This window comes from Streptomyces sp. NPDC002386, from assembly GCF_053593175.1.
This window is the reverse complement of sequence record NZ_JBSFBX010000002.1, coordinates 364,722-388,904: the sequence shown is the minus strand read 5'-3', so window position 1 is coordinate 388,904 and position 24,183 is coordinate 364,722. Positions and strand designations below refer to the sequence as shown.

Genomic DNA, 24,183 nt, shown 5'->3' with positions numbered 1-24,183 from the left:
GGTTCCGGCCGTGGCCTACGCTGGTCGGGTGACGACCCCGGAAGCTGAGCAGTCCCAGGCACCGCGGCCCGAGGAACGGCTGGAACAGGCCGTACGGGCAGCCGAGCAGGCGTTGATCGAGTACGAGATCGCCGTGGAGACGTTCCGCGTCGAGGTCGAGAACTTCTCCCGGCTGCACGAGCAGAAGCTCGGCCCGCTCTACATGCGCATCGAGCACCTGGACGCGGAGATCGCCGAGGCGAAGGCCGCCCGCACCGGCGACCCGGAGGACATCCGCCGGGCCGAGGAGGCCCGGGCGCATGTGCTGCCGATCCCCGGCGTCGAGGAGCTGCTGCACGGCTGGATGGACGGCAACGGCCTGTTCCCGGAGGCCACCGCCATGCTCACCGACCAGGCGGTACGCCCTCCGGAGCGGGTGCGGCCCAGCGAGGAGGCCCGCAAGCTCTACCGCGAGCTGGCCCGCAAGGCCCACCCCGACCTCGCCCAGGAGGAAGAGGAGCAGCAGCGGCGCGAGGAGTTCATCAGCCGCGTCAACGCCGCCTACGCCCGCGGCGACGAGGCGCTGCTCAGGGAGCTGGCCGAGGAATGGGCGGCGGGCCCGGTGCCGCCCGAGCGCCGGCCGAGCCCCGCCGACGAGCTGTACGCCCGCCTGGAGTGGCTCTCCCAGCGCAAGGAGCTGCTGACGCTGGTCGCCCGCGAGCTCGAGGACGGTGCCATCGCCGGCATGCTGCGGCTGGCCCCGGACGACCCCGACGGCCTGCTCGACGAGATCGCCGGCCGGCTGCGTGCCGACATCGCGCAGCGGGAGACGGAGCTGGCGGCCCTGCTGGCCGAGGGCTGACCGGGCCGTCCTTCCGGTAGCGTCGGGGGCATGAGTTTTGGAGCTGGGGTGCCCACCGTCGGGGTCACCGACCTCAAGGACGACGACTTCCTGCTGGACGTCCGTGAGGACGAGGAGTGGCAGGCCGGTCACGCCGATGGCGCGCTGCACATCCCCATGAGCGAGTTCGTGGCCCGGTACGGCGAGCTGACCGAGGCCGCCCCGCAGGACGGCCGGGTCCATGTGATCTGCCGGTCCGGAGGGCGTTCGGCGCAGGTCACGATGTACCTGATCCAGCAGGGTCTCGACGCGGTGAACGTCGACGGCGGCATGCAGGTCTGGCAGGCCGCGGGCCGTCCCGTGGTCACCGACGCCGGGGCGCCGGGCGCGGTCGTCTGACCCGCGGCCACGGACCCGCGGCCATGGACTCGCGGCCACTGATCCGCGACCGCTGATCCGCGGCGGCCGTCAGGCACGGCTGCCGCGGATCAGTGGTCGGATCGCGGTGCCCGGTGCACCGACGGCCGAGCGGGCGGGCCGTCGGCGGGTGACCGGGCTCTTCCCCGTGCGCGGGGCGGGACTCAGCGGTCGAAGTCCAGCTCCACCTGCTCCGTGACCGGGTGCGACTGGCAGGCCAGCACATAGCCGGCTTCGGTCTCCTCCGCCTCCAGAGCGAAGTTGCGGTCCATGCGGACCTCGCCCGCGACCAGGAAGGCCCGGCAGGTTCCGCACACTCCGCCCTTGCAGGCGTAGGGCGCGTCGGGCCGGTTGCGCAGCACCGTGTCCAGCAGCGACTCACCGTCCTGCACCGGCCAGGTGCCGCCGCGCCCGTCGAGCCGGGCGGTGACGGTGCTGTGCGCGGGCACCGGGGCGCCGGCCGCCGGGGCCGTCCCCCCGTCCACGTGGAAGATCTCCTGGTGGATCCGGGCCCGGTCCACACCCAGCTCGCGCAGCGCCCGCTCGGCGCCGTCGACGAGGCCGTAGGGCCCGCACAGGAACCAGCCCGCCACCCGCTCCACCGGCAGCAGCGCGGGCAGCAGTCCCGCCAGCCGCTCGCGGTCGAGCCGGCCGGACGGCAGACCCGCCTGCTGCTCCTCCCGGGAGAGCGCGGTGACCAGCTGCAGCCGCTCCGGATAGCGGTCCTTCAGGTCGGCGACCTCTTCGAGGAACATCGTCGAGGCGGCCGTGCGGTCCCCGCGTATCAGGCAGAACCGGGCCCGCGGTTCACGCGCGAGCAGCGTGGAGACGATCGACAGCACGGGGGTGATGCCGCTGCCGCCGACGACCGCGGCGTACAGGCCCGGCGCCGGTTCCAGCGTGAAGCGGCCGGCGGGGGTCATCACCTCCAGCTCGTCGCCGACGTTGATCTCCTTCAGCGCGTATGTGGAGAAGGCGCCGCCCTCGACGAGACGCACCCCCACCCGCAGTGTGCTCGGGCCCTCACCGGCCGGGTCGGGGGCCGCGGAGCAGATCGAGTACGTCCGCCGGATCTCGGTGCCGTCCGTGCGCCGCCGCAGGGTGAGGTGCTGCCCGGGCGCGTGCCGGTACTCCTCGCGCAGCTCCGGCGGGACGGTGAGGGTGAGCGCGACGGAGTCGTCGGTGAGCCGGTCGACCGCGGCCACCGGGAGCGGGTGGAAGCGCGCCATCACAACTCCTTGAAGTGGTCGAACGGTTCGCGGCAGGACAGGCAGCGGCGCAGCGCCTTGCACGCGGTGGAGGAGAACCGGCTCAGCAGTTCGGTGCCGGCCGCTCCGCAGTGCGGGCAGCGCACCGGTTCGCCGTCCTCCTCGGTCCTCGTCGGGCCGAGGGTCAGCGTCACCGGACCGTGGTCGCGGCGCGCACGCGGGGGAGCGATGCCGAACTCCTGGAGCTTGCGGCGGCCTTCGGCGGTGATGTCGTCGGTCGTCCAGGCGGGGCTGAGCACGGTGCGGACGGAGACGTCGCGCATGCCGTGGGCGCGCAGGACCCGCTCGATGTCCGTGCTCATCGCCTCGATGGCGGGGCAGCCGGTGTAGGTCGGGGTGAGGTCGACCTCGACCGTGTCGGTGCCGCGGAGGTGCACCGCGCGCACGACGCCCAGGTCCTGGAGGGTGAGCACGGGCAGCTCGGGGTCGGGCACCGAACCGGCCAGTTCGAGCAGTTCCGCCTCCAGCGCCGTGGTGGTCACCATGACGCCCCCGGATGGCTGCGGTGCAGGTGCTGCATCTCGGCGAGCATCCGTCCGAACTGCTCGGTGTGCAGGCCCTGCCGGCCCGCTCCCGCCGACCAGGCGCCGGTGCGGGGGCCCTCGGGCACGGTCAGGGTGGCCCGGTTCAGGACGTCCGTGACGGAGCGGAGCCAGTTCTCCTCCAGGGCCGCCCAGTCGGCGTCCAGGCCCTCGACCGGCTGGAACATCTCACCGGTGAACCGCCACAGGGCGTCGCACGCGCGCCGCATCCGTTCGTGGCTGTCGTCGGTGCCGTCGCCGAGCCGCAGGGTCCACTGCTCGGCGTGGTCCCGGTGGTAGGCGATCTCCTTGACGGCCTTCGCGGCCAGCGGCGCGAACGGGCCGTCGGAGGCGGCCAGTTCGCTGTAGAGAAGCTGCTGGTAGGTGGAGAAGTACAGCTGGCGGGCGATGGTGTGGGCGAAGTCGCCGTTCGGCTGCTCGACGAGCTGGAGGTTGCTGAAGGCCCGTTCCTCGCGCAGATAGGCGAGTTCGTCCTCGTCGCCGGCCATCGACAGCAGCACGCGGGCCTGGCCGAGCAGGTCGAGGGCGATGTTGGCGAGGGCGACCTCCTCCTCCAGGACGGGGGCGTGCCCGGCCCACTCCCCCAGTCGGTGGGAGAGCACCAGGGCGTCGTCGCCGAGGGCGAGCGCGGCGGTCGCGGGGACGGTGGCGGTCACAGGTGCTTCACGCCTTCCGGGATCTCGTAGAAGGTCGGGTGCCGGTAGGGCTTGTCGGCGGCCGGCTCGAAGAACGGGTCCTTCTCGTCGGGTGAGGACGCGGTGATCGCGGTGGCGGGCACGACCCAGATCGAGACACCCTCGCCACGCCGGGTGTAGAGGTCGCGGGCGTTGCGCAGGGCCAGCTCGGCGTCGGGCGCGTGCAGGCTGCCGGCGTGGGTGTGGGAGAGGCCGCGGCGGGAGCGTACGAAGACCTCCCACAAGGGCCATTCGGTGTCGGTCATCCTCGTGTCTCTCCCGTTCCGCCGGTGCTGCCGGTGTGCTTGGCCGCATACGCCGCGGCCGCCTCGCGCACCCACGCGCCCTCTTCGTGTGCGCGCCTGCGCTGGGTGATGCGCTGTTCGTTGCAGGGGCCGTTGCCCTTGAGGACGTCCCAGAACTCGGTCCAGTCGATGGCGCCGAAGTCGTGGTGTCCCCGCTCCTCGTTCCAGCGCAGGTCCGGGTCGGGGAGGGTGAGGCCGAGGGATTCGGCCTGGGGTACGCAGATGTCGACGAAGCGCTGGCGCAGCTCGTCGTTGGAGTGGCGCTTGATCTTCCACTCCATGGACTGGGCCGAGTGCTGCGAGGCGTCGTCGGGCGGGCCGAACATCATCAGGGAGGGCCACCACCAGCGGTCCACCGCGTCCTGTGCCATGGCGTGCTGCTCGGGGGTGCCGTTGCTGAGGGCCAGCAGCAGTTCGTAGCCCTGCCGCTGGTGGAAGGACTCCTCCTTGCACACGCGCACCATCGCGCGGGCGTAGGGCCCGTAGGAGCAGCGGCACAGGGGGACCTGGTTGGTGATGGCGGCGCCGTCCACCAGCCAGCCGATGGCGCCGACGTCGGCCCAGGTCAGGGTGGGGTAGTTGAAGATCGAGGAGTACTTCTGGCGGCCGCTGTGCAGCTTGTCGAGCAGTTCGTCGCGGCTGGTGCCGAGGGTCTCGGCCGCGCTGTAGAGGTACAGGCCGTGGCCGGCCTCGTCCTGGACCTTGGCCATCAGGATCGCCTTGCGGCGCAGTGAGGGCGCGCGGGTGATCCAGTTGGCCTCCGGCTGCATGCCGATGATCTCGGAGTGCGCGTGCTGGGCGATCTGCCGGACGAGCGTCGCGCGGTAGGCGTCGGGCATCCAGTCGCGGGGCTCGATGCGTTCGTCGGCGGCCACGGCCGCGTCGAAGGCGTGCTGGTACTCCGCCGGTGCTCCGGCGGTGTCCGGCGCGCCGGCGGCGACTGCGCCTGCCGTGCGGTGCGCGGCTGCTGTGGCCATGCGGTCCCCCTGACCTAGGGCTCTGCTGCGAACAGTGTCCCGACCGATCGTTCGGTCCGTGCGCATCAATGGTGTGCCGGGCCGGTGCCGCTGTCAACCGCTGTGGAAAACCCCGCGAGCGTCCTGTGGACGGCGTGCCGGACGGTGCCCGGTGGCCCTTCCGGGCGAGGTTCCCGCCGAGGGCCCGGGGGCGTCTCCACGCCGCCTTTGCGGTGGCGAGCGACTGGTCGTACCGCCCGGCCGGATGTCCGTCCGGGCGGACGACGTGGTGACGGCCACGGTCTCCGGTGGTTCCCCGGGGCTGCGCCCGACGGGCGTGGCTGAGTACCGTTCCGTGCGGGCGCCGAGCCGTGGCGCCCGTGAACCATGCGGCGCCTGTGGCGGGCGGCCGCACGACGTCGGCGGAAATCGGGGATCGGGGCGGAATGGACGCGTACGACGAGGACTCGCACGACCGGCGGGGGCCGGACGGGTCGAAGGGGGCGCGTCTCCCGGAGCCGGAGAACGGCGCGGACGGGCACGAGCCGCCGGGTGCCGGCGGCAGGGCGGTCACGGACGCGGCCGCGGACGGGCCGGCGGCCGACGGCACGGAGCGGAAGCCGGCCCACGACACCGGGGGCGTCGAGCCGTCGGCCGTCGGCCCGGGCGCGAGCGGGCAGCCGCCCGTGGACCCGGACCTCGCGCGCGGCGGAGCAGAGTCCGACGAGCCCGCCGCGGCCCCGTCCGCCCCGCCCCGCACCGGTGTCGCCGCCCTGTCCCCCCGCTACCAGGTCGGAGCGGCGGTGGCCCTCGCGGCCGTCGCCGTCGCCGCCTGTGTGCACCTGGGGATGGTGTTCCTGAGCCTCGCGCCCGCGAACACGATGACCAAGCAGCACGGCAAGGCGATCGAGGAGTGGGTGTACCCGGAGTTCGAACAGAACTGGAAGCTGTTCGCCCCCAACCCGTTGCAGCAGAACATAGCCGTGCAGGTCCGCGCCGAGGTGCGGACGAAGGACGGTGACCTGCGCACCACCGGATGGACCGACCTCTCCGCCCGTGACGGTGCCGCGATCGACGGCAACCCGCTGCCGAGCCACACCCAGCAGAACGAGCTGCGCCGCGCCTGGGACTTCCTCTCCGCCACGCACGGCACCGACAACCGGCCGGTGGGCCTGCGCGGCGCGCTCTCCGAGACCTACATGCGCCGGATCGTGACGATGCGCCTGTACCGGGAGGACGAGATCGGCCGGCAAGGAGTCGTCCAGCGCGTGCAGGTCCGCTCCCGGACCACCAACGTGCAGCCGCCCGTGTGGAGCCGTGAACGGTTCTCGGGCAAGCCCGTCTACCGCGTGCTGCCCTGGTGGACGGTGACCGCCGACGAGGCCGCGGGAGGTGTGGCGTGAACGGTGTGTCCCTGACGCTCTCGCGGGGCATCGCCCGCGTCACCGAGTCGGCGCTCGGCCGGTACCAGAGCGCCGTGATCCGGATCGGCTTCTCCGGCACCTGGCTGCTGTTCCTGCTGCGCGAGTTCCCCCACCGCCGGGAGATGTACGGCCCCGACGGCCCCTGGAGCTGGGACCTCGGCCGCCAGCTGACCGACGAGAACCACGCCTTCACGGCCCTGATGTGGTCCGGCGGGGGCGCCTGGTTCGAGATCTTCTATGTGCTGGCGATCCTCGCCACGGCCGCGCTGCTGCTCGGCTGGCGCACCCGGACCGCCTCCGTGCTGTTCATGGTGGGTGTGCTGTCGCTGCAGAACCGCAGCGTCTTCATGGGCGACGGCGGCGACAACGTCCTGCACCTGATGTCCTTCTACCTGGTGTTCACCCGCTGCGGTCAGGTGTGGTCGCTCGACGCCCGCCGGGCGGACCGCGAGGCGGCGGCACGCGCGCGTGGGGAGCGGGTCCGCCCCGACCGGCTGGGGCCGGTGCTGTGGGCGGTGCTGGGCCTGGTGCTCGCCGGGGTGACGCTGACGGGCCGGCTGTTCGACAACGGCTGGCTGGTGCCGTCGCTGCTGTGGACGGTCTGGGCCGTCCTCGGCCTGTGGGCGGCGGTACGGCGCCTGGCGAGGTCCGAGGAGCCGCGGATCCTGCTGGACGTGATCGCGAACGTCCTGCACAACGGCGCCCTGTTCGTGATCATGGCGGAGGCCTGCCTGATCTACGCCACCGCCGGCTGGTACAAGATCCAGGGCTCGCGCTGGCAGGACGGCACCGCCGTCTACTACCCGCTCCACCTGGACTACTTCTCGCCCTGGCCGGGCCTCGCCGACCTGATGTCCTCCAGCGGCACCATCATGATGGTCATCACCTACGGCACGGTCATGGTGCAGGTCGCCTTCCCGTTCACGCTGTTCAACCGGCGGGTGAAGAACGTCCTGCTGGTGCTCATGATGCTGGAGCACGCGGTGATCGCGGTCGTCCTCGGGCTGCCGTTCTTCTCGCTGGCGATGATCACGGCGGACGCCGTCTTCCTGCCGACGTCCGTGCTGCTGCTGCTCGGCGGCTGGGCGGCACGCGCGCGTGAGCGGCTGGTACGGCGAGGCCGGGACGACGACCCCGTGCTGCCCGGGCCGCGCGCCTCCGAGGAGAGCGCCCCGGGCTCGGCCGAGGAGCCCGCGCCGGGCCACGTAGGGTTCGGCACATGACCGATGCCCTGGCCCGCTGGCGTGCGAGCGCCGGTACCGCCGTGCTGCTGGACGGCTTCCACGCCCTGAAGCACGCGCTGCGCTTCGGCGCGCAGGTGCCGGTGGCGGTCACCACCGACCGCGGGGCGGCGCTCGCCCTCGCCGAGGAGCTGGCCGGGGACGTCAGGGACGCCCTGGACGAGCTGCTGACCGAGGTGCCCGCGTCGGCGTACGCCTCGCTCGTGCCGCGGCCCCATCCCACCGGGGTGGCGGCGCTGGCCGTGCGGCCGTCCCGCGAGGCCAGTCTGCGCGCGCTCGCCCGCACGCCCCGCACGGCGCCCGTCGTGGTCCTCGACAACCCGCGCAACCTGGGCAACGCGGGCGCCGTGATCAGGCTGGCCGCCGGTTTCGGGGTGACCGGGGTGGTCACCACGGGGACGCTCGACCCCTGGCACCCCACGGTGGTGCGCGGCGGTGCGGGGCTGCACTTCGCGACGGCCGTGGAGCGGCTGGGCGCCGACGAGCTGCCGGCCGGCCCGCTGTTCGCCCTCGACCCGGAGGGCGAGGACATCCGGGGTGTCACGCTGCCGGACGACGCCGTGCTGGCCTTCGGTTCGGAGCGCAGCGGCCTGTCGCCCGAGGTACGCGGGCGGGCCGATCGTCTGCTGGCGCTGCCGATGCGCCCCCAGGTCTCCAGCTACAACCTGGCCACCAGTGTGGCCATGACGCTGTACCACTGGAGTGCCACCGGGGGCGCGGCGACGGCGCCCCCGGCGGTCCCGGACTGCTAGGCCTGGCGGCGGACCTCCACCACCCGGAAGCGGTTGGCCACGAACGCGCCGTCGGTGAGGGCCGCGTTCGCCGCCGGGTTGCCGCCCGAGCCGTGGAAGTCGGAGAAGGCGGCCGTCTGGTTCACGTACACCCCGCCGGTCAGGTTGAGCGACAGCTGGGCGGCCTCCTCCAGGCAGGCCTCCTCGACGGCCCGCTCGGCCTCCGGGTCGGTGGTGTACGCGCCGACCGTCATCGCGCCCTTCTCGCGGACCGTGCGGCGCAGCAGCTCCACCGCGTCCGCCACCGAGTCGACCGCGACGGCGAAGGAGACGGGGCCGAAGCACTCGCTCATGTAGGCGGCCTCGGCGTCCGGCTTGGCGCCGTCCAGCTTGACGATCACCGGAGTGCGGACCACGGCGCCCGGGAAGTCCGGGTTGGTGATCTCCCGGGAGGCCAGGGCGACCTCGCCGAGACCCGCGGCCGCCTCCAGGCGGGCCTTCACGTCCGGGTTGACGATCGCGCCCAGCAGGGCGTTGGCGCGCGCCTCGTCGCCGAGCAGTCCGTCGACGGCGCGGGCGAGGTCGGCGGTCACCTCGTCGAAGGTCTTGTGGCCCTCGTCGGTGCGGATGCCGTCACGCGGGATGAGCAGGTTCTGCGGGGTCGTGCACATCTGGCCGCTGTACAGGGACAGCGAGAAGGCCAGGTTGGACAGCATCCCCTTGTAGTCGTCGGTCGACTCCACGACGACCGTGTTGACGCCGGCCTTCTCCGTGTAGACCTGCGCCTGGCGGGCGTTGGCCTCCAGCCAGTCGCCGAAGGACGTCGACCCGGTGTAGTCGATGATGCGGATCTCGGGGCGGGTGGCGAGGGTCTTGGCGATGCCCTCGCCGGGGCGCTCGGCGGCCAGTGCCACGAGGTTCGGGTCGAAACCGGCCTCGGTGAGCACCTCCCGCGCGATGCGCACGGTCAGCGCGAGCGGCAGTACCGCGTGCGGGTGGGGCTTGACCAGGACCGCGTTGCCGGTCGCCAGCGAGGCGAACAGACCCGGGTAGCCGTTCCAGGTGGGGAAGGTGTTGCAGCCGATGACCAGGCCGATGCCGCGCGGGACCGGCGTGAACCGCTTGGTGAGTGCGAGCGGGTCGCGCTTGCCCTGCGGCTTGGTCCACTCGGCCGCGTCGGGCGTGCGGACCTGCTCCACGTACGCGTACGCCACCGCTTCCAGGCCGCGGTCCTGGGCGTGCGGGCCGCCCGCTTGGAGCGCCATCATGAAGGCCTGTCCGCTGGTGTGCATGACCGCGTGCGCGAACTCGTGCGTCCGGTCGCTGATCCGCTTGAGGATCTCCAGGCAGACCACGGCGCGGGTCTCCGCGCCCGCGTCCCGCCAGGCGCGCTGTCCGGCCTTCATCGCGGGCAGCAGCACGTCGAGGTCCGGGTGCGGGTAGGTCACGCCGAGCTCGATGCCGTAGGGGGAGACCTCGCCGCCGACCCAGTCGTCCGTGCCGGGCTGGCCGAGGTCGAGGCGGGTGCCGAGGACGGCGTCGAAGGCGGCCTTGCCGGCCGCCGCGTCCAGGCTGCCCTGCTCCCCGTACGCCTTGGGGTGCTCGGGATGCGGGGACCAGTACGCGCGCGTGCGGATCGCTTCCAGGGCCTGGTCGAGTGTGGGCCGGTGCCTGGCGATCAGGTCGTGCGCGGTCAGTTCGGCGGCCATGCGGGACCAACTCCTCGTCTCAGGAACTCTTCCTCGAGTTCATGACCTGGGCGGAAACAGAGGCAGGAACGGGCGGACAGGGCTAGAGTAACCGAACGATCGGTCGGGACAAGGGGGCCTGCCGCATCTGTGGACAACCCCGTGCGGGAGGATCGCGCACATGACAGCACTCGACCTCAGCAGCCCCGTGGCCGTCGTCGGCACCGGCACCATGGGCCAGGGCATCGCCCAGGTCGCGCTGGTGGCCGGCCACCCCGTGCGGCTCTACGACGCCCTGCCCGGGCGGGCCCGGGAGGCGGCCGACGCGATCGGCGCGCGCCTCGACCGCCTCGTGGCGAAGGACCGGCTCACCGCCGCCGAGCGGGACGCGGCCCGTGCCCGGCTCAGCCCCGCGGAGAGCCTGGCCGAGCTGGCCGACTGCTCCCTCGTCGTGGAGGCCGTCCTGGAGCGGCTGGAGGTCAAGCAGCGGCTCTTCGGCGAGCTGGAGGACGTGGTCTCCGAGGACTGCCTGCTCGCCACCAACACCTCCTCCCTGTCGGTGACGGCCATCGGCGGTGCGCTGCGCAGCCCCGGCCGCTTCGTGGGCCTGCACTTCTTCAACCCGGCCCCGCTGCTTCCGCTGGTCGAGGTCGTCTCCGGGTTCGCCACCGACGTCACGTCGGCCACGCGCGCGTACGAGACCGCGCGGGCCTGGGGGAAGACCCCGGTGGCCTGCGCCGACACCCCCGGGTTCATCGTCAACCGCATCGCCCGGCCGTTCTACGCCGAGGCGTTCGCGGTGTACGAGGCCCAGGCCGCCGACCCCGCCACCATCGACGCCGTCCTGCGCGAGAGCGGCGGTTTCCGGATGGGCGCGTTCGAGCTGACCGACCTGATCGGGCAGGACGTCAACGAGTCCGTCACCCACTCGGTGTGGCAGTCCTTCTTCCAGGACGTCCGCTTCACGCCCTCCCTCGCCCAGCGCCGCCTCGTGGAGTCCGGCCGCCTCGGCCGGAAGGCGGGGCACGGCTGGTACGACCACGCCGAGGGCGCCGAGCGTCCCGAGCCGCACACCGCCGAGAAGCGGCAGCCGCCCGCCCACGTCACCGCCGAGGGCGGACTCGGCCCGGCCGCGGAACTGCTCACCCTGATCCGTGAGGCGGGCATCCCGGTCCGGGAGGAGGACGAGGACCACGGCACCCGCCTGGTGCTGCCGAGCGGCGGCCAGCTGGTGCTCGCCGACGGCCAGACGTCCGTGGAGTTCCGCGACGTCGTCTACTTCGACCTCGCCCTCGACTACCGCCGGGCCACCCGCATCGCCCTGTCCGCCTCCCAGGACACCTCGCAGGCGACCCTCGCCGAGGCCATCGGTCTCTTCCAGGCGCTCGGCAAGGACGTCAGCGTCATCGGCGACGTCCCCGGCATGATCGTCGCCCGCACGGTCGCCCGGATCGTGGACCTCGCCCACGACGCCGTCGCCAAGGGCGTGGCCACCGAGGAGGACGTCGACACCGCGATGCGCCTGGGCGTCAACTACCCGCTGGGCCCCTTCGAGTGGAGCCGCAGGCTCGGCCACGGCTGGGCCTACGACCTCCTGGACGACCTGCACCTGCGCGACCCCTCGGGCCGGTACGCGCCGTCACTCGCGCTCTACCGTCACGCGTACGCCACCGACAAGCGGGAGGGCACCCCATGACCACCGCCAAGCGCGACACTTACACCCCCGAGACGCTGCTCTCGGTCGCCGTGCGGGTCTTCAACGAGCGCGGCTACGACGGCACCTCCATGGAGCACCTGTCCAGGGCCGCCGGGATCTCCAAGTCCTCGATCTACCACCACGTCAGCGGCAAGGAGGAGCTGCTGCGGCGGGCCGTCAGCCGCGCGCTGGACGGACTGTTCGGGATCCTCGAGGAGGAGCCCGCGCGCGCGGGGCGCTCCGCCGACCGGCTGGAGCACGTCGTCCGGCGCATGGTCGAGGTGCTCATATCCGAGCTGCCGTACGTGACGCTGCTGCTGCGGGTGCGCGGCAACACCGAGACCGAGCGGTGGGCGCTTGAGCGGCGCCGCGACTTCGACCACCGGGTCGCCGCCCTGCTGAAGGCCGCGGCCGCCGACGGGGACGTGCGCCCCGACGTTGAGGTGCGCCTGGCCACCCGGCTGGTCTTCGGGATGATCAACTCCATCGTGGAGTGGTACCGGCCCGACAGCCGGGGCGTCAGCGGCCGTGAGGTGGCCGACGCGGTGGTCCGGCTCGCCTTCTCGGGACTGCGCCAGGCCTGAGCCCTCCGGGCCGGGCGGGGGCCGGGACCCGGCGTCTTCGGCGATCAGGTCTCCGGCTCGGTGTCCTCCTCCTCGAACACCAGCAGTGTGCGGGTGCTGAGCACCTCGGGGATCGCCTGGAGCCGGGTGAGGACGAGTTCGCGCAGCGTCCTGTTGTCTGGTGTGTGCACCAGGAGCAGGACGTCGAAGTCGCCGCCCACCAGGGCGATGTGCGAGGCGCCGGGGAGCTGCCTGAGCTGCTCGCGGACCGTGCGCCAGGTGTTCTGGACGATCTTCAGGGTGATGTACGCCGAGGTGCCGTGCCCCGCCCGCTCGTGGTCCACACGGGCGCTGAACCCCCTGATCACCCCGTCGTCGATCAGCCGGTTGATGCGGGCGTACGCGTTGGCGCGCGAGACGTGGACGCGTTCGGCGACGGACCGTATGGACGCGCGGCCGTCCGCCTGCAGGATTTTCAGGATGTCCTGGTCGATCGCGTCCAGCGGACGGGCCGGCTGGGCGGCGCCGTCCTGCGGCCCTTCGGCCATTTGTTCAGCTGCCATGTCCCCCCGCTTCACCGTCGTGGACGTCCTGCGTTCATTGCAGGTTGTGGAGAACCGTTTGTCCACAGCCTGCCGGGGCCTGTAGCCAAAATGTGCCGTCGACCGAACAATCGGTAGGTGAGGCGGGTCACAGCCGACGCGCCTCCCGTAGCCGCTCCCACGAGGAGGTGCCGTCATGACGGTCATGGAGCAGCGGGGCGCGTACCGGCCATCGCCGCCGCCCGCCTGGCAGCCCCGTATGGACCCCGCGCCGCTGCTGCCCGACGCCGAGCCGTATCGCGTCCTCGGCACCGAGGCGGCCGCGAAGGCCGATCCGGACCTGCTGCGCCGGCTGTACGCACAGCTGGTGCGCGGCCGCCGCTACAACACCCAGGCCACCGCGCTGACCAAGCAGGGACGCCTGGCCGTCTACCCCTCCACCACCGGTCAGGAGGCGTGCGAGGTCGCCGCCGCCCTGGCCCTGGAGGAGCGCGACTGGCTGTTCCCCAGTTACCGCGACACCCTCGCCGTCGTCGCCCGGGGCGTGGACCCGGTCGAGGTGCTCACGCTGCTGCGCGGCGACTGGCACAACGGCTACGACCCCCAGGCCCACCGGGTGGCCCCGCTCAGCACCCCGCTGGCCACCCAGCTCCCGCACGCCGTCGGTCTCGCCCACGCCGCCCGCCTCAAGGGCGACGACGTGGTCGCGCTGGCCATGGTCGGTGACGGCGGCACCAGCGAGGGCGACTTCCACGAGGCCCTGAACTTCGCCGCCGTCTGGCAGGCGCCGGTGGTCTTCCTGGTGCAGAACAACGGCTTCGCCATCTCCGTCCCGCTGGCCAAGCAGACCGCGGCGCCGTCGCTGGCCCACAAGGCCGTCGGCTACGGCATGCCGGGCAGGCTGGTCGACGGCAACGACGCGGCAGCCGTGCACGAGGTCCTCGGCGACGCCGTGCGGCGGGCGCGGGCGGGCGGCGGGCCGACCCTGGTGGAGGCGGTGACGTACCGCATCGACGCGCACACCAACGCCGACGACGCCACCCGGTACCGAGGCGACGCCGAGGTCGAGGCCTGGCGGGCGCACGACCCGGTCCAGCTCCTGGAGCGGGAACTCACCGCGCGCGGCCTGCTCGACGACGCCGGCCGCGAGGCAGCCCGGCAGGACGCCGAGGAGATGGCCGCCGACCTGCGGGAACGCATGAACCAGGACCCCGAGCTCAAGCCCATGGACCTCTTCGACCACGTCTACGCCGAGACCACCGCGCAACTGCGCGAGCAGCGCGCCCAGCTGCGCGCCGAGCTCGACGCCGAGCAGGACGGCCAGGAAGGCGACCTTCGATGACCACCGTCGCCGTCAAGCCCGCCACCATGGCGCAGGCCCTCACGCGCGCGATGCGCGACGCGATGGCCGCCGACCCCACCGTGCACGTCCTCGGCGAGGACGTCGGCACCCTCGGCGGGGTCTTCCGGGTCACCGACGGGCTCGCCAAGGAGTTCGGCGAGGACCGCTGCACCGACACCCCGCTGGCCGAGGCCGGCATCCTCGGCACCGCCGTCGGCATGGCCATGTACGGCCTGCGCCCGGTGGTGGAGATGCAGTTCGACGCCTTCGCCTACCCGGCGTTCGAGCAGCTGATCAGCCATGTCTCCCGGATGCGCAACCGCACGCGCGGCAGGATGCCCCTGCCGATCACCGTCCGGGTGCCCTACGGCGGCGGCATCGGCGGCGTCGAGCACCACAGCGACTCCTCCGAGGCCTACTACATGGCCACCCCGGGTCTCCATGTCGTCACCCCGGCGACGGTCGCCGACGCCTACGGGCTGCTGCGCCGGGCCATCGCGTCCGACGACCCGGTCGTGTTCCTCGAGCCCAAGCGGCTGTACTGGTCGAAGGACTCCTGGAACCCCGAGCAGCCCACGGACGTGGAGCCGATCGGCCGCGCGGTGGTCCGACGGCCCGGTACCAGCGCGACGCTCATCACCTACGGCCCCTCCGTGCCGGTCTGCATGGAGGCCGCCGAGGCGGCCCGGGCGGAGGGCTGGGACCTGGAGGTCCTCGACCTGCGCTCCCTGGTGCCGTTCGACGACGAGACGGTCTGCGCGGCCGTGCGGCGCACCGGACGCGCCGTCGTCGTGCACGAGTCGACCGGGTTCGGCGGTCCGGGCGGCGAGATCGCCGCCCGTGTCACCGAGCGCTGCTTCCACCACCTGGAGGCCCCGGTGCTGCGGGTGGCCGGCTTCGACCTCCCCTACCCGCCGCCCATGCTGGAGCGGCACCACCTGCCCGGCGTCGACCGCATCCTGGACGCCGTGTCCCGCCTGCAGTGGGAGGCCGAGGGCTGATGGCACAGGTGCTGGAGTTCAAGCTGCCCGACCTCGGTGAGGGACTCACCGAGGCGGAGATCGTCCGCTGGCTGGTCCAGGTCGGCGACGTCGTCGCCATCGACCAGCCGGTCGTGGAGGTCGAGACGGCCAAGGCGATGGTCGAGGTCCCCTGCCCCTACGGCGGCGTGGTCACCGCCCGCTTCGGCGAGGAGGGGACCGAGCTGCCCGTCGGCGCACCCCTGCTGACGGTCGCGGTGGGTCCCGCGACCGCCGGCGAGGACGCCGGCTCGGGCAACGTCCTGGTCGGCTACGGCACGTCCGAGGCCCCGGCCCGGCGGCGCCGGGTGCGCGCGACCGGCGCGAACGGTCATGTGAAGCAGGCCGCCCAGGCACCGCCCGCGTCGACGCCCGCGCCCTCGCCTGCCCCCGTCCCCGCCCCCGTGCCCGTCGAGGGCCCGGTCCCCGTGATCTCCCCGCTGGTGCGCCGGCTCGCCCGTGACGGCGGTCTCGATCTGCGGGAGCTGTCCGGCTCGGGGCCCGAGGGCCTGATCCTGCGCGCCGACGTGGAGAACGCACTGCGCGCCAAGGACGCTCCCGCCCCCGTGGCGGCGGAGCCGGCCACCCGGGTCTCCCCGGCCGCACCGGCCCGCGACGGACTCCGCATCCCCCTCAAGGGTGTCCGCGGTGCCGTCGCCGACAAGCTCTCCCGCAGCCGCCGGGAGATCCCGGACGCCACCTGCTGGGTCGACGCCGACGCGACGGAACTGATGCGCGCGCGGGCCGCGATGAACGCCGCCGGAGGTCCGAAGATCTCCCTCCTGGCGCTCCTCGCCCGCATCTGCACCGCCGCCCTAGCCCGTCACCCCGAGCTGAACTCCTACGTCGACACCGAGGCCCGCGAGGTCGTCCAACTCGACGGGGTGCACCTCGGGTTCGCCGCGCAGACCGAACGCGGACTGGTCGTCCCGGTCGTGCGGGACGCCCACACCCGTGACGCCCAATCGCTGACCGCGGAGTTCGCCCGGCTCACCGAGGCCGCGCGGACCGGCACGCTCACCCCCGGGGAACTCACCGGCGGCACGTTCACGTTGAACAACTACGGCGTCTTCGGCGTCGACGGCTCCACCCCGATCATCAACCACCCCGAGGCGGCCATGCTCGGCGTGGGGCGGATCGTCCCCAAGCCGTGGGTGCACGAGGGCGAACTGGCCGTGCGCCAGGTCGTTCAGCTCTCCCTCACCTTCGACCACCGGGTGTGCGACGGCGGCACGGCGGGCGGCTTCCTCCGCTACGTCGCGGACTGCGTGGAACAGCCGGCGGTGCTGCTGCGGACCCTGTGACCTACGCCGGGTCCATCAGGAGGACCCGGGAGGACATACTCGGGGGGTGACCGAGAACGCCCCCGCCGCAACCGGGACCGCCGCGCCGTACGACGCCGTCGTACTGGCCGGCGGTGCCGCCCGGCGGCTCGGCGGTGCCGACAAGCCCGCGGTAAGGGTCGGCGGCCGGGCGCTGCTCGACCGGGTGCTCACGGCCTGCGCCGGCGCGGCCACGACCGTCGTCGTCGCCGGTGCCCGCCCCACCGCCCGCCCGGTGCGCTGGGCGCGCGAGGAACCGTCCGGTGGCGGCCCCGTCGCCGCGCTGGCCGCCGGGTTGCGGCTGACCACCGCCGCACGCACCGTGGTCCTCTCCGCCGACCTGCCGTTCCTCGAAGCGGGCACCCTGGAGCGGCTGTTGGCCGCCCTGCGGGACACCGGCGCCGACGGAGCGCTGCTCACCGACGCCGAGGGCCGCGACCAGCCGCTCGTGGCCGCCTACCGCACCGCCGCGCTGCGCCGTGAACTGGCCGCCCTCGCCGCCGGGCACGGCGGCCTCACCGGGCTGCCCCTGCGCCGGCTGACCGGCGCCCTCGAGCTCACCCGCGTCCCGGACCCGCTCGCGTCCTTCGACTGCGACACCTGGGACGACATCGCCGACGCCAGGGCACGCATCAGGGAGCATGGGCACGTGTTGGATGAATGGATCTCCGCAGTCAAGGACGAGCTGGGCATCGACCTGGACGTCGACACCGGTCTCCTGCTCGACCTGGCCCGCGACGCCGCACACGGCGTGGCCCGGCCGGCCGCGCCGCTGACCACCTTCCTCGTCGGCTACGCCGCCGCCCGGGCCGGGGGCGGCCCCGAAGCCGTCGCCGAGGCCACCCGCAAGGCCGTGGCGCTGGCGCTGCGCTGGGAGGAAGAGAACGGCGAGGGCGGTCGGGACGGCGCCGGCGGCGCACCCGCCCCGGACCCGCGATGACTCCCGGCACCCGGGCCGGAGCGCCCGCCGAGGACAGCGACGACCTCGACGTCGAGGAGGCCCTGGCCCTCGTGAGGGAACCCAAGAACGCCGCCGCCCCCGCCGCGCCGGCCGCCGCCCCCGACGAGGGGCGGCACGAGCGGCACCGGGCCACCGCCTGGCCCCGGGCCCGGGAGGTCGCAGCCCGCGCCGCCCGTTCGGGCAGCCGCCGCACCCCCGTCTCCGTCCCCCTCACCGAGTCCCTCGGGCTGGTCCTCGCCACTCCCCTGGACGCGCTCACCGACCTGCCCTCGTTCGACACCTCCGCGATGGACGGCTGGGCGGTCGCAGGGCCCGGCCCCTGGGCGGTACGGGAACAGGGCGCGCTCGCCGGCCACGCGCTGCCCGCCCCCCTCACCGACGGCGAGGCGGTCGGCATCGCCACCGGCGCCCGTATCCCGGCCGACACCACCGCCGTGCTGCGCACCGAACACGGCCGCACCGACGCCCAGGGCCGGCTGCACGCCACCCGCGAGATGAACCACGGCCAGGACATCCGCCCCCGCGGTCAGGAGTGCCGCAGTGGTGACCAGCTGCTCCCGGTCGGCACCCTCGTCACCCCCGCCGTGCTGGGCCTGGCGGCGGCCGCCGGATACGACACCGTCACGGCCGTGCCCCGGCCCCGCGTCGAGGTCCTGGTGCTGGGTGACGAGCTGCTCACCGAGGGGCGTCCGCACGACGGACTGATCCGGGACGCGCTCGGCCCCATGGTGCCGCCCTGGCTGCGCGCGATGGGGGCCGATGTCATCGGCGTACGCCGGCTGGGAGACGACGCCAAGGCCCTGCACAAGGCGCTCACCGGGTCCCGGGCCGACCTCGTCGTCACCACCGGCGGCACCGCCGGAGGCCCTGTCGACCACGTCCACCCCACCCTGGAGCGCATGGGTGCCGAACTCCTGGTCGACGGGGTCAAGGTGCGCCCCGGCCACCCCATGCTGCTGGCCCGCACCAAGGAGAACCAGCACCTCGTCGGCCTGCCTGGCAACCCCCTGGCTGCCGTCTCCGGCCTGCTCACCCTCGCCGAGCCGCTGCTGCGCACCCTTGCCGCCCGTCCGGCCCCGGAGCCGTACACGCTGGCGCTCGGCGAGGCGGTGCACGGGCATCCGTACGACACCCGGCTCGTCCCCGTGGTGCTGCGCGGCGACCGCGCCATGCCGCTGCACTACAACGGCCCGGCCATGCTGCGCGGGGTCGCCGCCGCCGACGCGATGGCGGTCGTGCCTCCGGGCGGGGCACAGCAGGGAGAGGAGACGGAGCTGCTGGACCTGCCCTGGGCGGCAGCCGGAATCGGGGTGTGTTTCACGTGAAACTTCCGGGTCACGACGCCATAGCCCGCCGTGCGGACGAGCATCTGGTGGCCCAGCGGGTGCAGCTCCCCAGGAGGGTGGTGGAGCGCCCGATCCGGCAGGTGGTCAAACGGCTGCTCATGGCCCTGCTGGTGCTGGTGGCCACCGCCTTCGTCGTCTACGCCGATCGCGGTGGCTACCACGACAACTCCGACAGCTCCGTGGACCTGCTGGACGCGTTCTACTACGCGACCGTCACCCTCTCGACCACCGGATACGGCGACATCACCCCGGTCAGCGACGGCGCCCGGCTTACCAACATCTTCGTCATCACGCCCCTGCGGGTGCTGTTCCTGATCATCCTGGTCGGCACCACGCTGGAGGTCCTCACCGAACGCACCCGGGAGGAATGGCGCCTGAACCGCTGGAGGTCCACCTTGCGCGACCACACCGTCGTCATCGGCTACGGCACCAAGGGACGGTCGGCCATCCAGACCGTCTGTGTCACGGGTCTGAAGGCGGAGCAGGTGGTCGTGGTCGACCCCAGCTCCAAGGCGGTCGACGCCGCGACGGCCGAGGGGTTCGCGGGCGTCATAGGTGACGCCACCCGTAGTGATGTGCTCCGGCGGGCCGAGGTGCACAAGGCACGGCAGATCATCGTCGCCCCGCAGCGCGACGACACCGCCGTGCTGGTCACCCTGACCGCCCGGCAGCTCAACCGGAGCGCCAAGATCGTGGCCGCGGTCCGGGAGGAGGAGAACGCCCCGCTGCTCAAGCAGTCGGGTGCCGACGCCGTCATCACCAGTTCCGGCGCGGCCGGCCGGCTGCTCGGCCTGTCCGTGCTCAGCCCGGCGGCGGGCATGGTGATGGAGGACCTGATCCAGCAGGGCAGCGGTCTCGACATCATGGAACGGCCCGTGGTGCGGGCCGAGGTGGGCAAGGGCCCGCGCGAGACGGACGACCTCGTGGTCAGTGTGGTGCGTGGGCACCGGGTGCTCGGCTACGACGATCCGTCCATCGGCTCCCTGCAGCTCACGGACCGTCTGATCACCATCGTCCGCGCGAGCCCGGGTGCCCGGGTCACTCCCCACAACCGTCCGCTGCCGAGCAACTGAGCGGGCCTGCCCCGGGGACGGCGCCGGTGAGGAGTAGCGTCACGGGCATGCATGCGATCACGATTCCCGAACCTGGTGGGCCCGAGGCGCTGGTGTGGGACGAGGTCCCCGATCCCGTGCCCGGCGAGGGCGAAGTTCTGGTCGAGGTGGTGGCCAGCGCCGTCAACCGTGCCGACATCATGCAGCGGCAGGGCTTCTACGACCCGCCGCCGGGCGCGTCTCCGTACCCCGGCCTGGAGTGCTCCGGACGGATCGCCGCGCTCGGCCCCGGCGTCTCCGGCTGGGCCGTGGGCGACGAGGTCTGCGCGCTGCTCGCGGGCGGCGGCTACGCCCAGAAGGTCGCCGTGCCGGCCGGGCAGTTGCTGCCCGTGCCCGAGGGCGTCGAACTGCGGCAGGCGGCCGCGCTGCCCGAGGTGGTCTGCACCGTCTGGTCCAACGTCTTCATGGTCGCCCATCTGCGTCCGGCCGAGACCCTGCTGGTGCACGGCGGTTCCAGCGGTATCGGCACCATGGCCGTCCAGCTGGCCAAGGCCCTCGGAGCCCGGGTCGCGGTGACCGCGGGCACGAAGGAGAAGCTGGACTACTGCGCCCGGCTGGGCGCGGACGTCCTGATCAACTACCGCGAGCAGGACTTCGTCGCCGAGATCAAGCAGGCCACGGACGGTGCCGGTGCCGACGTCATCCTCGACAACATGGGCGCCAAGTACCTGAACCGCAATGTCCAGGCGCTCGCCGTCAACGGCCGGCTCGCGATCATCGGCATGCAGGGCGGCGTCAAGGGCGAGCTGAACATCGGCACGCTGCTGAGCAAGCGGGCCGCGATCAGCGCGACCTCGCTGCGGGCCCGTCCGCTGAGCGAGAAGACCGCGATCGTGGCCGCCGTGCGTGAGCACGTGTGGCCGCTGCTGGCCGGAGGGCACGTCCGGCCGGTCGTCGACCGTGAGCTGCCGATGCCGGAGGCGGCGGAGGCGCACCGGGTGGTGGAGGAGAGCGGCCACATCGGCAAGGTGCTGCTGGTCGCGCCGTAGACCGTACGGGCGCGGCCGCCCCCGCCGCCGGCCCGCGGTGCCCGAACCGGCCGAGCCGGTCAGGTGCGGCGGACCCGCAGGCCCAGGAACGCGAGGCCCAGCCCGAGGCCGACGAGGACCAGCCCGGTCCCCAGCGGCAGGATCTCCAGCGTCGGCCCGGCGGGGGCGGCGTCCCGCCGGAGGTCGTTCCGCGCCGCGGTCTCCCGCGGCGGCCGGGCCGGATCGAGTCCGGCCTCCTCGGGCGGCACGGACGCCGTCCGGGTCCCGGCGGGGATGTCGGCGGTCTCCGGTTCCTGCGGATCGAAGGGGTCGGGAGCCATGGTCACCGTGCCGGATCCGTCGTCGCCCTCCTCCTCGGCGGCCGGCCCGTCCGGACGGCCGGGGCGCATCCGGCCCTCACCCGCCCTGCTCCCGGCCCGGGACGGCTCGGCGGCCGGATCGGAGTGGGCGTGGGGGCGGGCCGCAGAGTGCGAAGCGGCCGGGGAGGTCGAGACCAGAGCGGCCGGCGTGACCGGCGCGGTGGGCCGGGCCGCGGGCGCGGACGGATCCGGTGACGCGGCCTGCGCGCCGTACGCGGGGGCGGTGCCGTACACCGGCACCGCCGCCACGACGGCGAGCAGCAGTGTTACGAGGCGGAGCGTGAGTCGCAGCCATGGAGTCACGTCGGTGACCTCCCGGAGGCCAGTCGTCGAACATCGACGCAAGCCAGCCTCACATCAAGGGATACACCGGGCATTCCGGATTGCTCCGTCGGAGCTAAAGGACGGATCCGCCCCATGAGGGGGCGGCACGGTGATGAGGTGGGGGCGTGCGAGACAATGGCGGCATGGAGATGCCGAGGAACGAACGGTCGCCGGAGAATCCCCAGATCCTGGTCGTGGGCCAGGACGGCATGGCGATCGGCGGCGGGGACGAGGACTCCCGTGAGACGCCGGTGACGGACCAGGTCGAACAGCCGGCCAAGGTGATGCGGATCGGCAGCATGATCAAGCAGCTGCTCGAAGAGGTCAGGGTCGCTCCCCTCGACGAGGCCAGCCGGGCCCGGCTCAAGGACATCCACCGCAGCTCGGTGAAGGAGCTGGAGGACGGTCTGGCGCCGGAGCTGGTCGAGGAGCTGGAACGGCTGTCGCTGCCGTTCACCGACGACACCACCCCGAGCGACGCGGAACTGCGGATCGCGCAGGCCCAGTTGGTGGGCTGGCTGGAGGGCCTGTTCCACGGCATCCAGACGACGCTGTTCGCCCAGCAGATGGCCGCGCGCGCCCAGCTGGAGCAGATGCGCCGGGCGCTGCCGCCGGGCGTGGGCGGCCACGAGGGCGGTGACGACCCGCGCGCGGGCGGCCGTTCGGGCGGCCCGTACCTGTAAGTCCCGGCCGGGCGGTCCTGGGCGCCCGGGAAGACAAAGGGGCCCGGCGGTGATCCGCCGGGCCCCTCGTTCACGGCCGCGGGCGCGGCCGGATGCTGTCAGGGGTTGCCCGTCGAGACGTTGAGCTGGATCTCGACGTTCTTCGGGTCGACGTCCGTGCCGGCCTGCGGGAACTGGTCGATGATCGCGCCCTGGCCGAAGGTGTTCTCGTCGACGTCCTTGGTCTTGACGCGCCAGCCCGCGGCCGCCGCGCACTCCTTGACGGACTTGATGTACTTGAACCGGAAGTCCGGGAGCTCGATCTTCTTCGGGTCGTTGTACGACTCCTCCGGCTCCGTGCAGTCGGTCTCCTTGACCGTCTTGGACGTGTCCGGTCCCCGGTAGCCCGCCGCATGGGTCGACGCCGAGGGGCTGGGGTCGTTGCCGCCCTTGTCGTCCGTGCCGCCGCTGTTCAGGGTCAGCGCGACGATCAGGCCGACGACCGCGACGAGGGACACCACGATCGAGCCGATGATCACCGGCTTGTTGCTCTTGCCGCCGCCCCCGCCCGAGGACTGCACGGCCGTCTGGGGCGTGATGTTGTACGGCGGCGGGGTCGAGGGGGACTGCTGCCCGTAGGCCGCGGGCGCCTGGTAGCCGCCCTGCTGGGGATAGCCGTACGCCGGGGTGGGCGCCGGGGTGCCGTACGGGTTCGGCTGGTACGGCGTCTGCACCGGGCCGGTCGGCGCGGGGGCCGCCTGGTCGATGGGCGGGAACACCGTGGCGCCCACGCCCGCGCCGCTCTGCGTCGGCCCGGCGCCCGGCACGATGCTGGGCGGGGCCGCCTGCAGGGAGGAGGCGACACGGAGGCACTCGTCGCGCATGGACTCGGCGGTCGGGAAGCGCTCGTTCGGGTTCTTCTTCAGCGCCCGGGCGATCAGCGCGTCCACCGCGGGCGGCAGCGCACGGTTGATCGAGGAGGCCGCGACCGGCACCTCCTGCACGTGCGCGTAGGCGATCGCCAGCGGGGAGTCCGCGTCGAACGGCAGCCGCCCGGTCACGAGCTGGAACAGCATGATGCCGACCGAGTACAGGTCGGAGCGGGCGTCCACGCCCCGGCCGAGGGCCTGCTCGGGCGAGAGGTACTGCGGCGTGCCGACGACCATGCCGGTCTGGGTCATCGAGGTGACGCCGGACTGCATGGCGCGCGCGATGCCGAAGTCCATGACCTTGACCACGCCGCGCTTGGTCATCATCACGTTGCCCGGCTTGATGTCGCGGTGGACCAGGCCCATCTCGTGGCTGATCTCCAGCGCCGCCAGCACGTCCGCGGTGATCTTCAGCGCCTTGTCGGCGGGCATCGCGCCGGACTGCCGGACGTCCTCGTCGAGGACCGAGCCCAGCGGGCGCCCCTCCACGTACTCCATGACGATGTACGGCATGGTCGTGCCGTCCAGCGCGTCCTCGCCGGTGTCGAAGACGGAGACGATGTTGGTGTGCGTGAGCTTGGCCACGGACTGGGCCTCGCGCCGGAACCGCTCGCGGAAGGCCTGTTCCCGGCCCAGCTCGGAGTGCAGGGTCTTGATGGCCACCTGGCGGTCGAGCACGGTGTCGTAGGCCAGGTGGACCGAGGCCATGCCGCCCTGACCGAGCAGGTCGCGCAGCTGGTACCGGCCGCCGGCCAGCGTCCGCCCCGCGTACCGCTCCTGTGCGCCGTCCTGGCTCATCTCTCCGCGTCCCCCACTGGCCGTCCGGCGCCGTCGCTGGGCGAACATGCCTTGATCGAATGTGTCATTCCCGGCCAAGTCTGCCCGAGGGCACTGACACGTCAAGCTCGGTGCCCGTTCCGTGACCGTACGCGAAAGAAGAGTCGCGTAAGC

Annotated in this window: 24 protein-coding genes; 15 read left to right on the top strand and 9 right to left on the bottom strand. The window is 73.1% G+C overall.

The window, feature by feature from the left end:
- The first annotated feature begins 28 nt into the window (after positions 1-28).
- Positions 29-841, top strand: a complete 813-nt coding sequence (locus tag ACWCPN_RS05910; RefSeq protein ID WP_451202666.1) for a hypothetical protein — start codon at positions 29-31, stop codon at positions 839-841.
- A 48-nt stretch (positions 842-889) separates the two neighbouring features.
- Positions 890-1,219, top strand: coding sequence for a rhodanese-like domain-containing protein (locus ACWCPN_RS05905; protein ID WP_199213588.1), 330 nt, complete (start codon positions 890-892; stop codon positions 1,217-1,219).
- 182 nt (positions 1,220-1,401) lie between these two features.
- On the opposite strand, the gene ACWCPN_RS05900 is transcribed toward ACWCPN_RS05905, so the two are convergent.
- From ACWCPN_RS05900 to paaA, 5 genes are read right to left on the bottom strand one after another with little or no spacing between them, the layout of a single operon-like run.
- Complete coding sequence (locus ACWCPN_RS05900; protein WP_451202665.1) at positions 1,402-2,466, bottom strand: 2Fe-2S iron-sulfur cluster-binding protein; 1,065 nt, start codon at positions 2,464-2,466, stop codon at positions 1,402-1,404.
- Positions 2,466-2,990 (bottom strand): 1,2-phenylacetyl-CoA epoxidase subunit PaaD, encoded by a 525-nt coding sequence (gene paaD / locus ACWCPN_RS05895; RefSeq protein ID WP_451202664.1) that lies wholly within the window; start codon positions 2,988-2,990, stop codon positions 2,466-2,468. Before paaD ends, ACWCPN_RS05900 begins: the two co-directional genes overlap by 1 nt.
- The gene (gene paaC / locus ACWCPN_RS05890; RefSeq protein ID WP_451202662.1) at positions 2,984-3,703 is read right to left on the bottom strand and encodes a 1,2-phenylacetyl-CoA epoxidase subunit PaaC; all 720 of its coding nucleotides are present in this window, start codon (positions 3,701-3,703) and stop codon (positions 2,984-2,986) included. The genes paaD and paaC overlap by 7 nt, the downstream gene beginning before the upstream one ends.
- On the bottom strand, positions 3,700-3,987 hold the full coding sequence (paaB, locus tag ACWCPN_RS05885; protein WP_451202661.1) for a 1,2-phenylacetyl-CoA epoxidase subunit PaaB: 288 nt from the start codon (positions 3,985-3,987) through the stop codon (positions 3,700-3,702). Before paaB ends, paaC begins: the two co-directional genes overlap by 4 nt.
- Positions 3,984-5,003, bottom strand: a complete 1,020-nt coding sequence (gene paaA, locus ACWCPN_RS05880; protein ID WP_451202660.1) for a 1,2-phenylacetyl-CoA epoxidase subunit PaaA — start codon at positions 5,001-5,003, stop codon at positions 3,984-3,986. Before paaA ends, paaB begins: the two co-directional genes overlap by 4 nt.
- Positions 5,004-5,428: 425 nt before the next feature.
- On the opposite strand from paaA, the gene ACWCPN_RS05875 reads away from it, so the two are divergent.
- Genes ACWCPN_RS05875 through ACWCPN_RS05865 form a run of 3 tightly spaced genes read left to right on the top strand, consistent with a single transcriptional unit; the run spans position 5,429 to position 8,399 of the window.
- Entirely contained in the window at positions 5,429-6,385 is a 957-nt protein-coding gene (locus ACWCPN_RS05875) for a DUF5819 family protein (protein WP_451202658.1), read from the top strand.
- Positions 6,382-7,629 carry an HTTM domain-containing protein gene (locus ACWCPN_RS05870; RefSeq protein ID WP_451202654.1) on the top strand — a complete coding sequence of 416 codons (1,248 nt, stop codon included), beginning with the start codon at positions 6,382-6,384 and terminating at the stop codon, positions 7,627-7,629. The genes ACWCPN_RS05875 and ACWCPN_RS05870 overlap by 4 nt, the downstream gene beginning before the upstream one ends.
- Positions 7,626-8,399 (top strand): TrmH family RNA methyltransferase, encoded by a 774-nt coding sequence (locus ACWCPN_RS05865; RefSeq protein ID WP_451202652.1) that lies wholly within the window; start codon positions 7,626-7,628, stop codon positions 8,397-8,399. The genes ACWCPN_RS05870 and ACWCPN_RS05865 overlap by 4 nt, the downstream gene beginning before the upstream one ends.
- Here the strand turns inward: ACWCPN_RS05865 and paaN are convergent.
- Complete coding sequence (paaN, locus tag ACWCPN_RS05860) at positions 8,396-10,087, bottom strand: phenylacetic acid degradation protein PaaN (protein ID WP_451202650.1); 1,692 nt, start codon at positions 10,085-10,087, stop codon at positions 8,396-8,398. The two genes, ACWCPN_RS05865 and paaN, sit on opposite strands and share 4 nt — an antisense overlap.
- Positions 10,088-10,247: 160 nt before the next feature.
- On the opposite strand from paaN, the gene ACWCPN_RS05855 reads away from it, so the two are divergent.
- The gene (locus ACWCPN_RS05855) at positions 10,248-11,762 is read left to right on the top strand and encodes a 3-hydroxyacyl-CoA dehydrogenase (protein ID WP_451202649.1); all 1,515 of its coding nucleotides are present in this window, start codon (positions 10,248-10,250) and stop codon (positions 11,760-11,762) included.
- Positions 11,759-12,346 (top strand): TetR/AcrR family transcriptional regulator, encoded by a 588-nt coding sequence (locus ACWCPN_RS05850; protein WP_451202647.1) that lies wholly within the window; start codon positions 11,759-11,761, stop codon positions 12,344-12,346. Before ACWCPN_RS05855 ends, ACWCPN_RS05850 begins: the two co-directional genes overlap by 4 nt.
- Before the next feature lie 44 nt (positions 12,347-12,390).
- Here the strand turns inward: ACWCPN_RS05850 and ACWCPN_RS05845 are convergent, their stop codons facing one another.
- A complete protein-coding gene (locus ACWCPN_RS05845; protein WP_451202646.1) occupies positions 12,391-12,888 on the bottom strand; it encodes an Lrp/AsnC family transcriptional regulator in 498 nt (165 codons plus the stop codon).
- Between the two features lie 175 nt (positions 12,889-13,063).
- Here ACWCPN_RS05845 and pdhA point away from each other — a divergent pair, with 175 nt between their 5' ends.
- The 7 genes from pdhA to ACWCPN_RS05810 are packed head-to-tail and all read left to right on the top strand — an operon-like array spanning position 13,064 to position 20,958.
- Positions 13,064-14,209, top strand: coding sequence for a pyruvate dehydrogenase (acetyl-transferring) E1 component subunit alpha (gene pdhA, locus ACWCPN_RS05840; RefSeq protein ID WP_451202645.1), 1,146 nt, complete (start codon positions 13,064-13,066; stop codon positions 14,207-14,209).
- On the top strand, positions 14,206-15,210 hold the full coding sequence (locus ACWCPN_RS05835) for an alpha-ketoacid dehydrogenase subunit beta (protein WP_451202643.1): 1,005 nt from the start codon (positions 14,206-14,208) through the stop codon (positions 15,208-15,210). Before pdhA ends, ACWCPN_RS05835 begins: the two co-directional genes overlap by 4 nt.
- Positions 15,210-16,532 (top strand): dihydrolipoamide acetyltransferase family protein, encoded by a 1,323-nt coding sequence (locus tag ACWCPN_RS05830; protein ID WP_451202641.1) that lies wholly within the window; start codon positions 15,210-15,212, stop codon positions 16,530-16,532. The genes ACWCPN_RS05835 and ACWCPN_RS05830 overlap by 1 nt, the downstream gene beginning before the upstream one ends.
- Before the next feature lie 46 nt (positions 16,533-16,578).
- Positions 16,579-17,490, top strand: coding sequence for an NTP transferase domain-containing protein (locus tag ACWCPN_RS05825; protein WP_451202640.1), 912 nt, complete (start codon positions 16,579-16,581; stop codon positions 17,488-17,490).
- The gene (locus tag ACWCPN_RS05820) at positions 17,487-18,836 is read left to right on the top strand and encodes a molybdopterin molybdotransferase MoeA (RefSeq protein WP_451202638.1); all 1,350 of its coding nucleotides are present in this window, start codon (positions 17,487-17,489) and stop codon (positions 18,834-18,836) included. The genes ACWCPN_RS05825 and ACWCPN_RS05820 overlap by 4 nt, the downstream gene beginning before the upstream one ends.
- Positions 18,833-19,930 (top strand): potassium channel family protein, encoded by a 1,098-nt coding sequence (locus ACWCPN_RS05815; RefSeq protein WP_451202637.1) that lies wholly within the window; start codon positions 18,833-18,835, stop codon positions 19,928-19,930. Before ACWCPN_RS05820 ends, ACWCPN_RS05815 begins: the two co-directional genes overlap by 4 nt.
- A 47-nt stretch (positions 19,931-19,977) precedes the next feature.
- Positions 19,978-20,958: an NAD(P)H-quinone oxidoreductase gene (locus tag ACWCPN_RS05810; protein WP_451202636.1), complete on the top strand. Its 981-nt coding sequence runs from the start codon at positions 19,978-19,980 to the stop codon at positions 20,956-20,958.
- 59 nt (positions 20,959-21,017) lie between these two features.
- On the opposite strand, the gene ACWCPN_RS05805 is transcribed toward ACWCPN_RS05810, so the two are convergent.
- A complete protein-coding gene (locus tag ACWCPN_RS05805) occupies positions 21,018-21,620 on the bottom strand; it encodes a hypothetical protein (protein WP_451202635.1) in 603 nt (200 codons plus the stop codon).
- A gap of 164 nt (positions 21,621-21,784) precedes the next feature.
- On the opposite strand from ACWCPN_RS05805, the gene ACWCPN_RS05800 reads away from it, so the two are divergent.
- Positions 21,785-22,324: a bacterial proteasome activator family protein gene (locus ACWCPN_RS05800; RefSeq protein ID WP_199213592.1), complete on the top strand. Its 540-nt coding sequence runs from the start codon at positions 21,785-21,787 to the stop codon at positions 22,322-22,324.
- Between the two features lie 98 nt (positions 22,325-22,422).
- Here ACWCPN_RS05800 and ACWCPN_RS05795 read toward each other — a convergent pair whose 3' ends face one another.
- On the bottom strand, positions 22,423-24,030 hold the full coding sequence (locus tag ACWCPN_RS05795; RefSeq protein ID WP_451202633.1) for a protein kinase domain-containing protein: 1,608 nt from the start codon (positions 24,028-24,030) through the stop codon (positions 22,423-22,425).
- Between the last annotated feature and the right edge of the window lie 153 nt (positions 24,031-24,183).

Excerpts from the sequence above, each read along its gene's own strand:
- ACWCPN_RS05850 (WP_451202647.1), top strand. The coding sequence starts at position 11,759 with ATGACCACCGCCAAGCGCGACACTTACACCCCCGAGACGCTGCTCTCG.
- ACWCPN_RS05865 (WP_451202652.1), top strand. The coding sequence starts at position 7,626 with ATGACCGATGCCCTGGCCCGCTGGCGTGCGAGCGCCGGTACCGCCGTG.
- ACWCPN_RS05900 (WP_451202665.1), bottom strand. The coding sequence starts at position 2,466 with ATGGCGCGCTTCCACCCGCTCCCGGTGGCCGCGGTCGACCGGCTCACC.
- paaA (WP_451202660.1), bottom strand. The coding sequence starts at position 5,003 with ATGGCCACAGCAGCCGCGCACCGCACGGCAGGCGCAGTCGCCGCCGGC.
- paaD (WP_451202664.1), bottom strand. The coding sequence starts at position 2,990 with ATGGTGACCACCACGGCGCTGGAGGCGGAACTGCTCGAACTGGCCGGT.
- ACWCPN_RS05810 (WP_451202636.1), top strand. The coding sequence starts at position 19,978 with ATGCATGCGATCACGATTCCCGAACCTGGTGGGCCCGAGGCGCTGGTG.
- paaN (WP_451202650.1), bottom strand. The coding sequence starts at position 10,087 with ATGGCCGCCGAACTGACCGCGCACGACCTGATCGCCAGGCACCGGCCC.
- ACWCPN_RS05800 (WP_199213592.1), top strand. The coding sequence starts at position 21,785 with ATGGAGATGCCGAGGAACGAACGGTCGCCGGAGAATCCCCAGATCCTG.
- ACWCPN_RS05875 (WP_451202658.1), top strand. The coding sequence starts at position 5,429 with ATGGACGCGTACGACGAGGACTCGCACGACCGGCGGGGGCCGGACGGG.
- paaB (WP_451202661.1), bottom strand. The coding sequence starts at position 3,987 with ATGACCGACACCGAATGGCCCTTGTGGGAGGTCTTCGTACGCTCCCGC.
- ACWCPN_RS05845 (WP_451202646.1), bottom strand. The coding sequence starts at position 12,888 with ATGGCAGCTGAACAAATGGCCGAAGGGCCGCAGGACGGCGCCGCCCAG.
- ACWCPN_RS05820 (WP_451202638.1), top strand. The coding sequence starts at position 17,487 with ATGACTCCCGGCACCCGGGCCGGAGCGCCCGCCGAGGACAGCGACGAC.
- ACWCPN_RS05795 (WP_451202633.1), bottom strand. The coding sequence starts at position 24,030 with ATGAGCCAGGACGGCGCACAGGAGCGGTACGCGGGGCGGACGCTGGCC.
- ACWCPN_RS05835 (WP_451202643.1), top strand. The coding sequence starts at position 14,206 with ATGACCACCGTCGCCGTCAAGCCCGCCACCATGGCGCAGGCCCTCACG.
- ACWCPN_RS05830 (WP_451202641.1), top strand. The coding sequence starts at position 15,210 with ATGGCACAGGTGCTGGAGTTCAAGCTGCCCGACCTCGGTGAGGGACTC.
- ACWCPN_RS05855 (WP_451202649.1), top strand. The coding sequence starts at position 10,248 with ATGACAGCACTCGACCTCAGCAGCCCCGTGGCCGTCGTCGGCACCGGC.
- pdhA (WP_451202645.1), top strand. The coding sequence starts at position 13,064 with ATGACGGTCATGGAGCAGCGGGGCGCGTACCGGCCATCGCCGCCGCCC.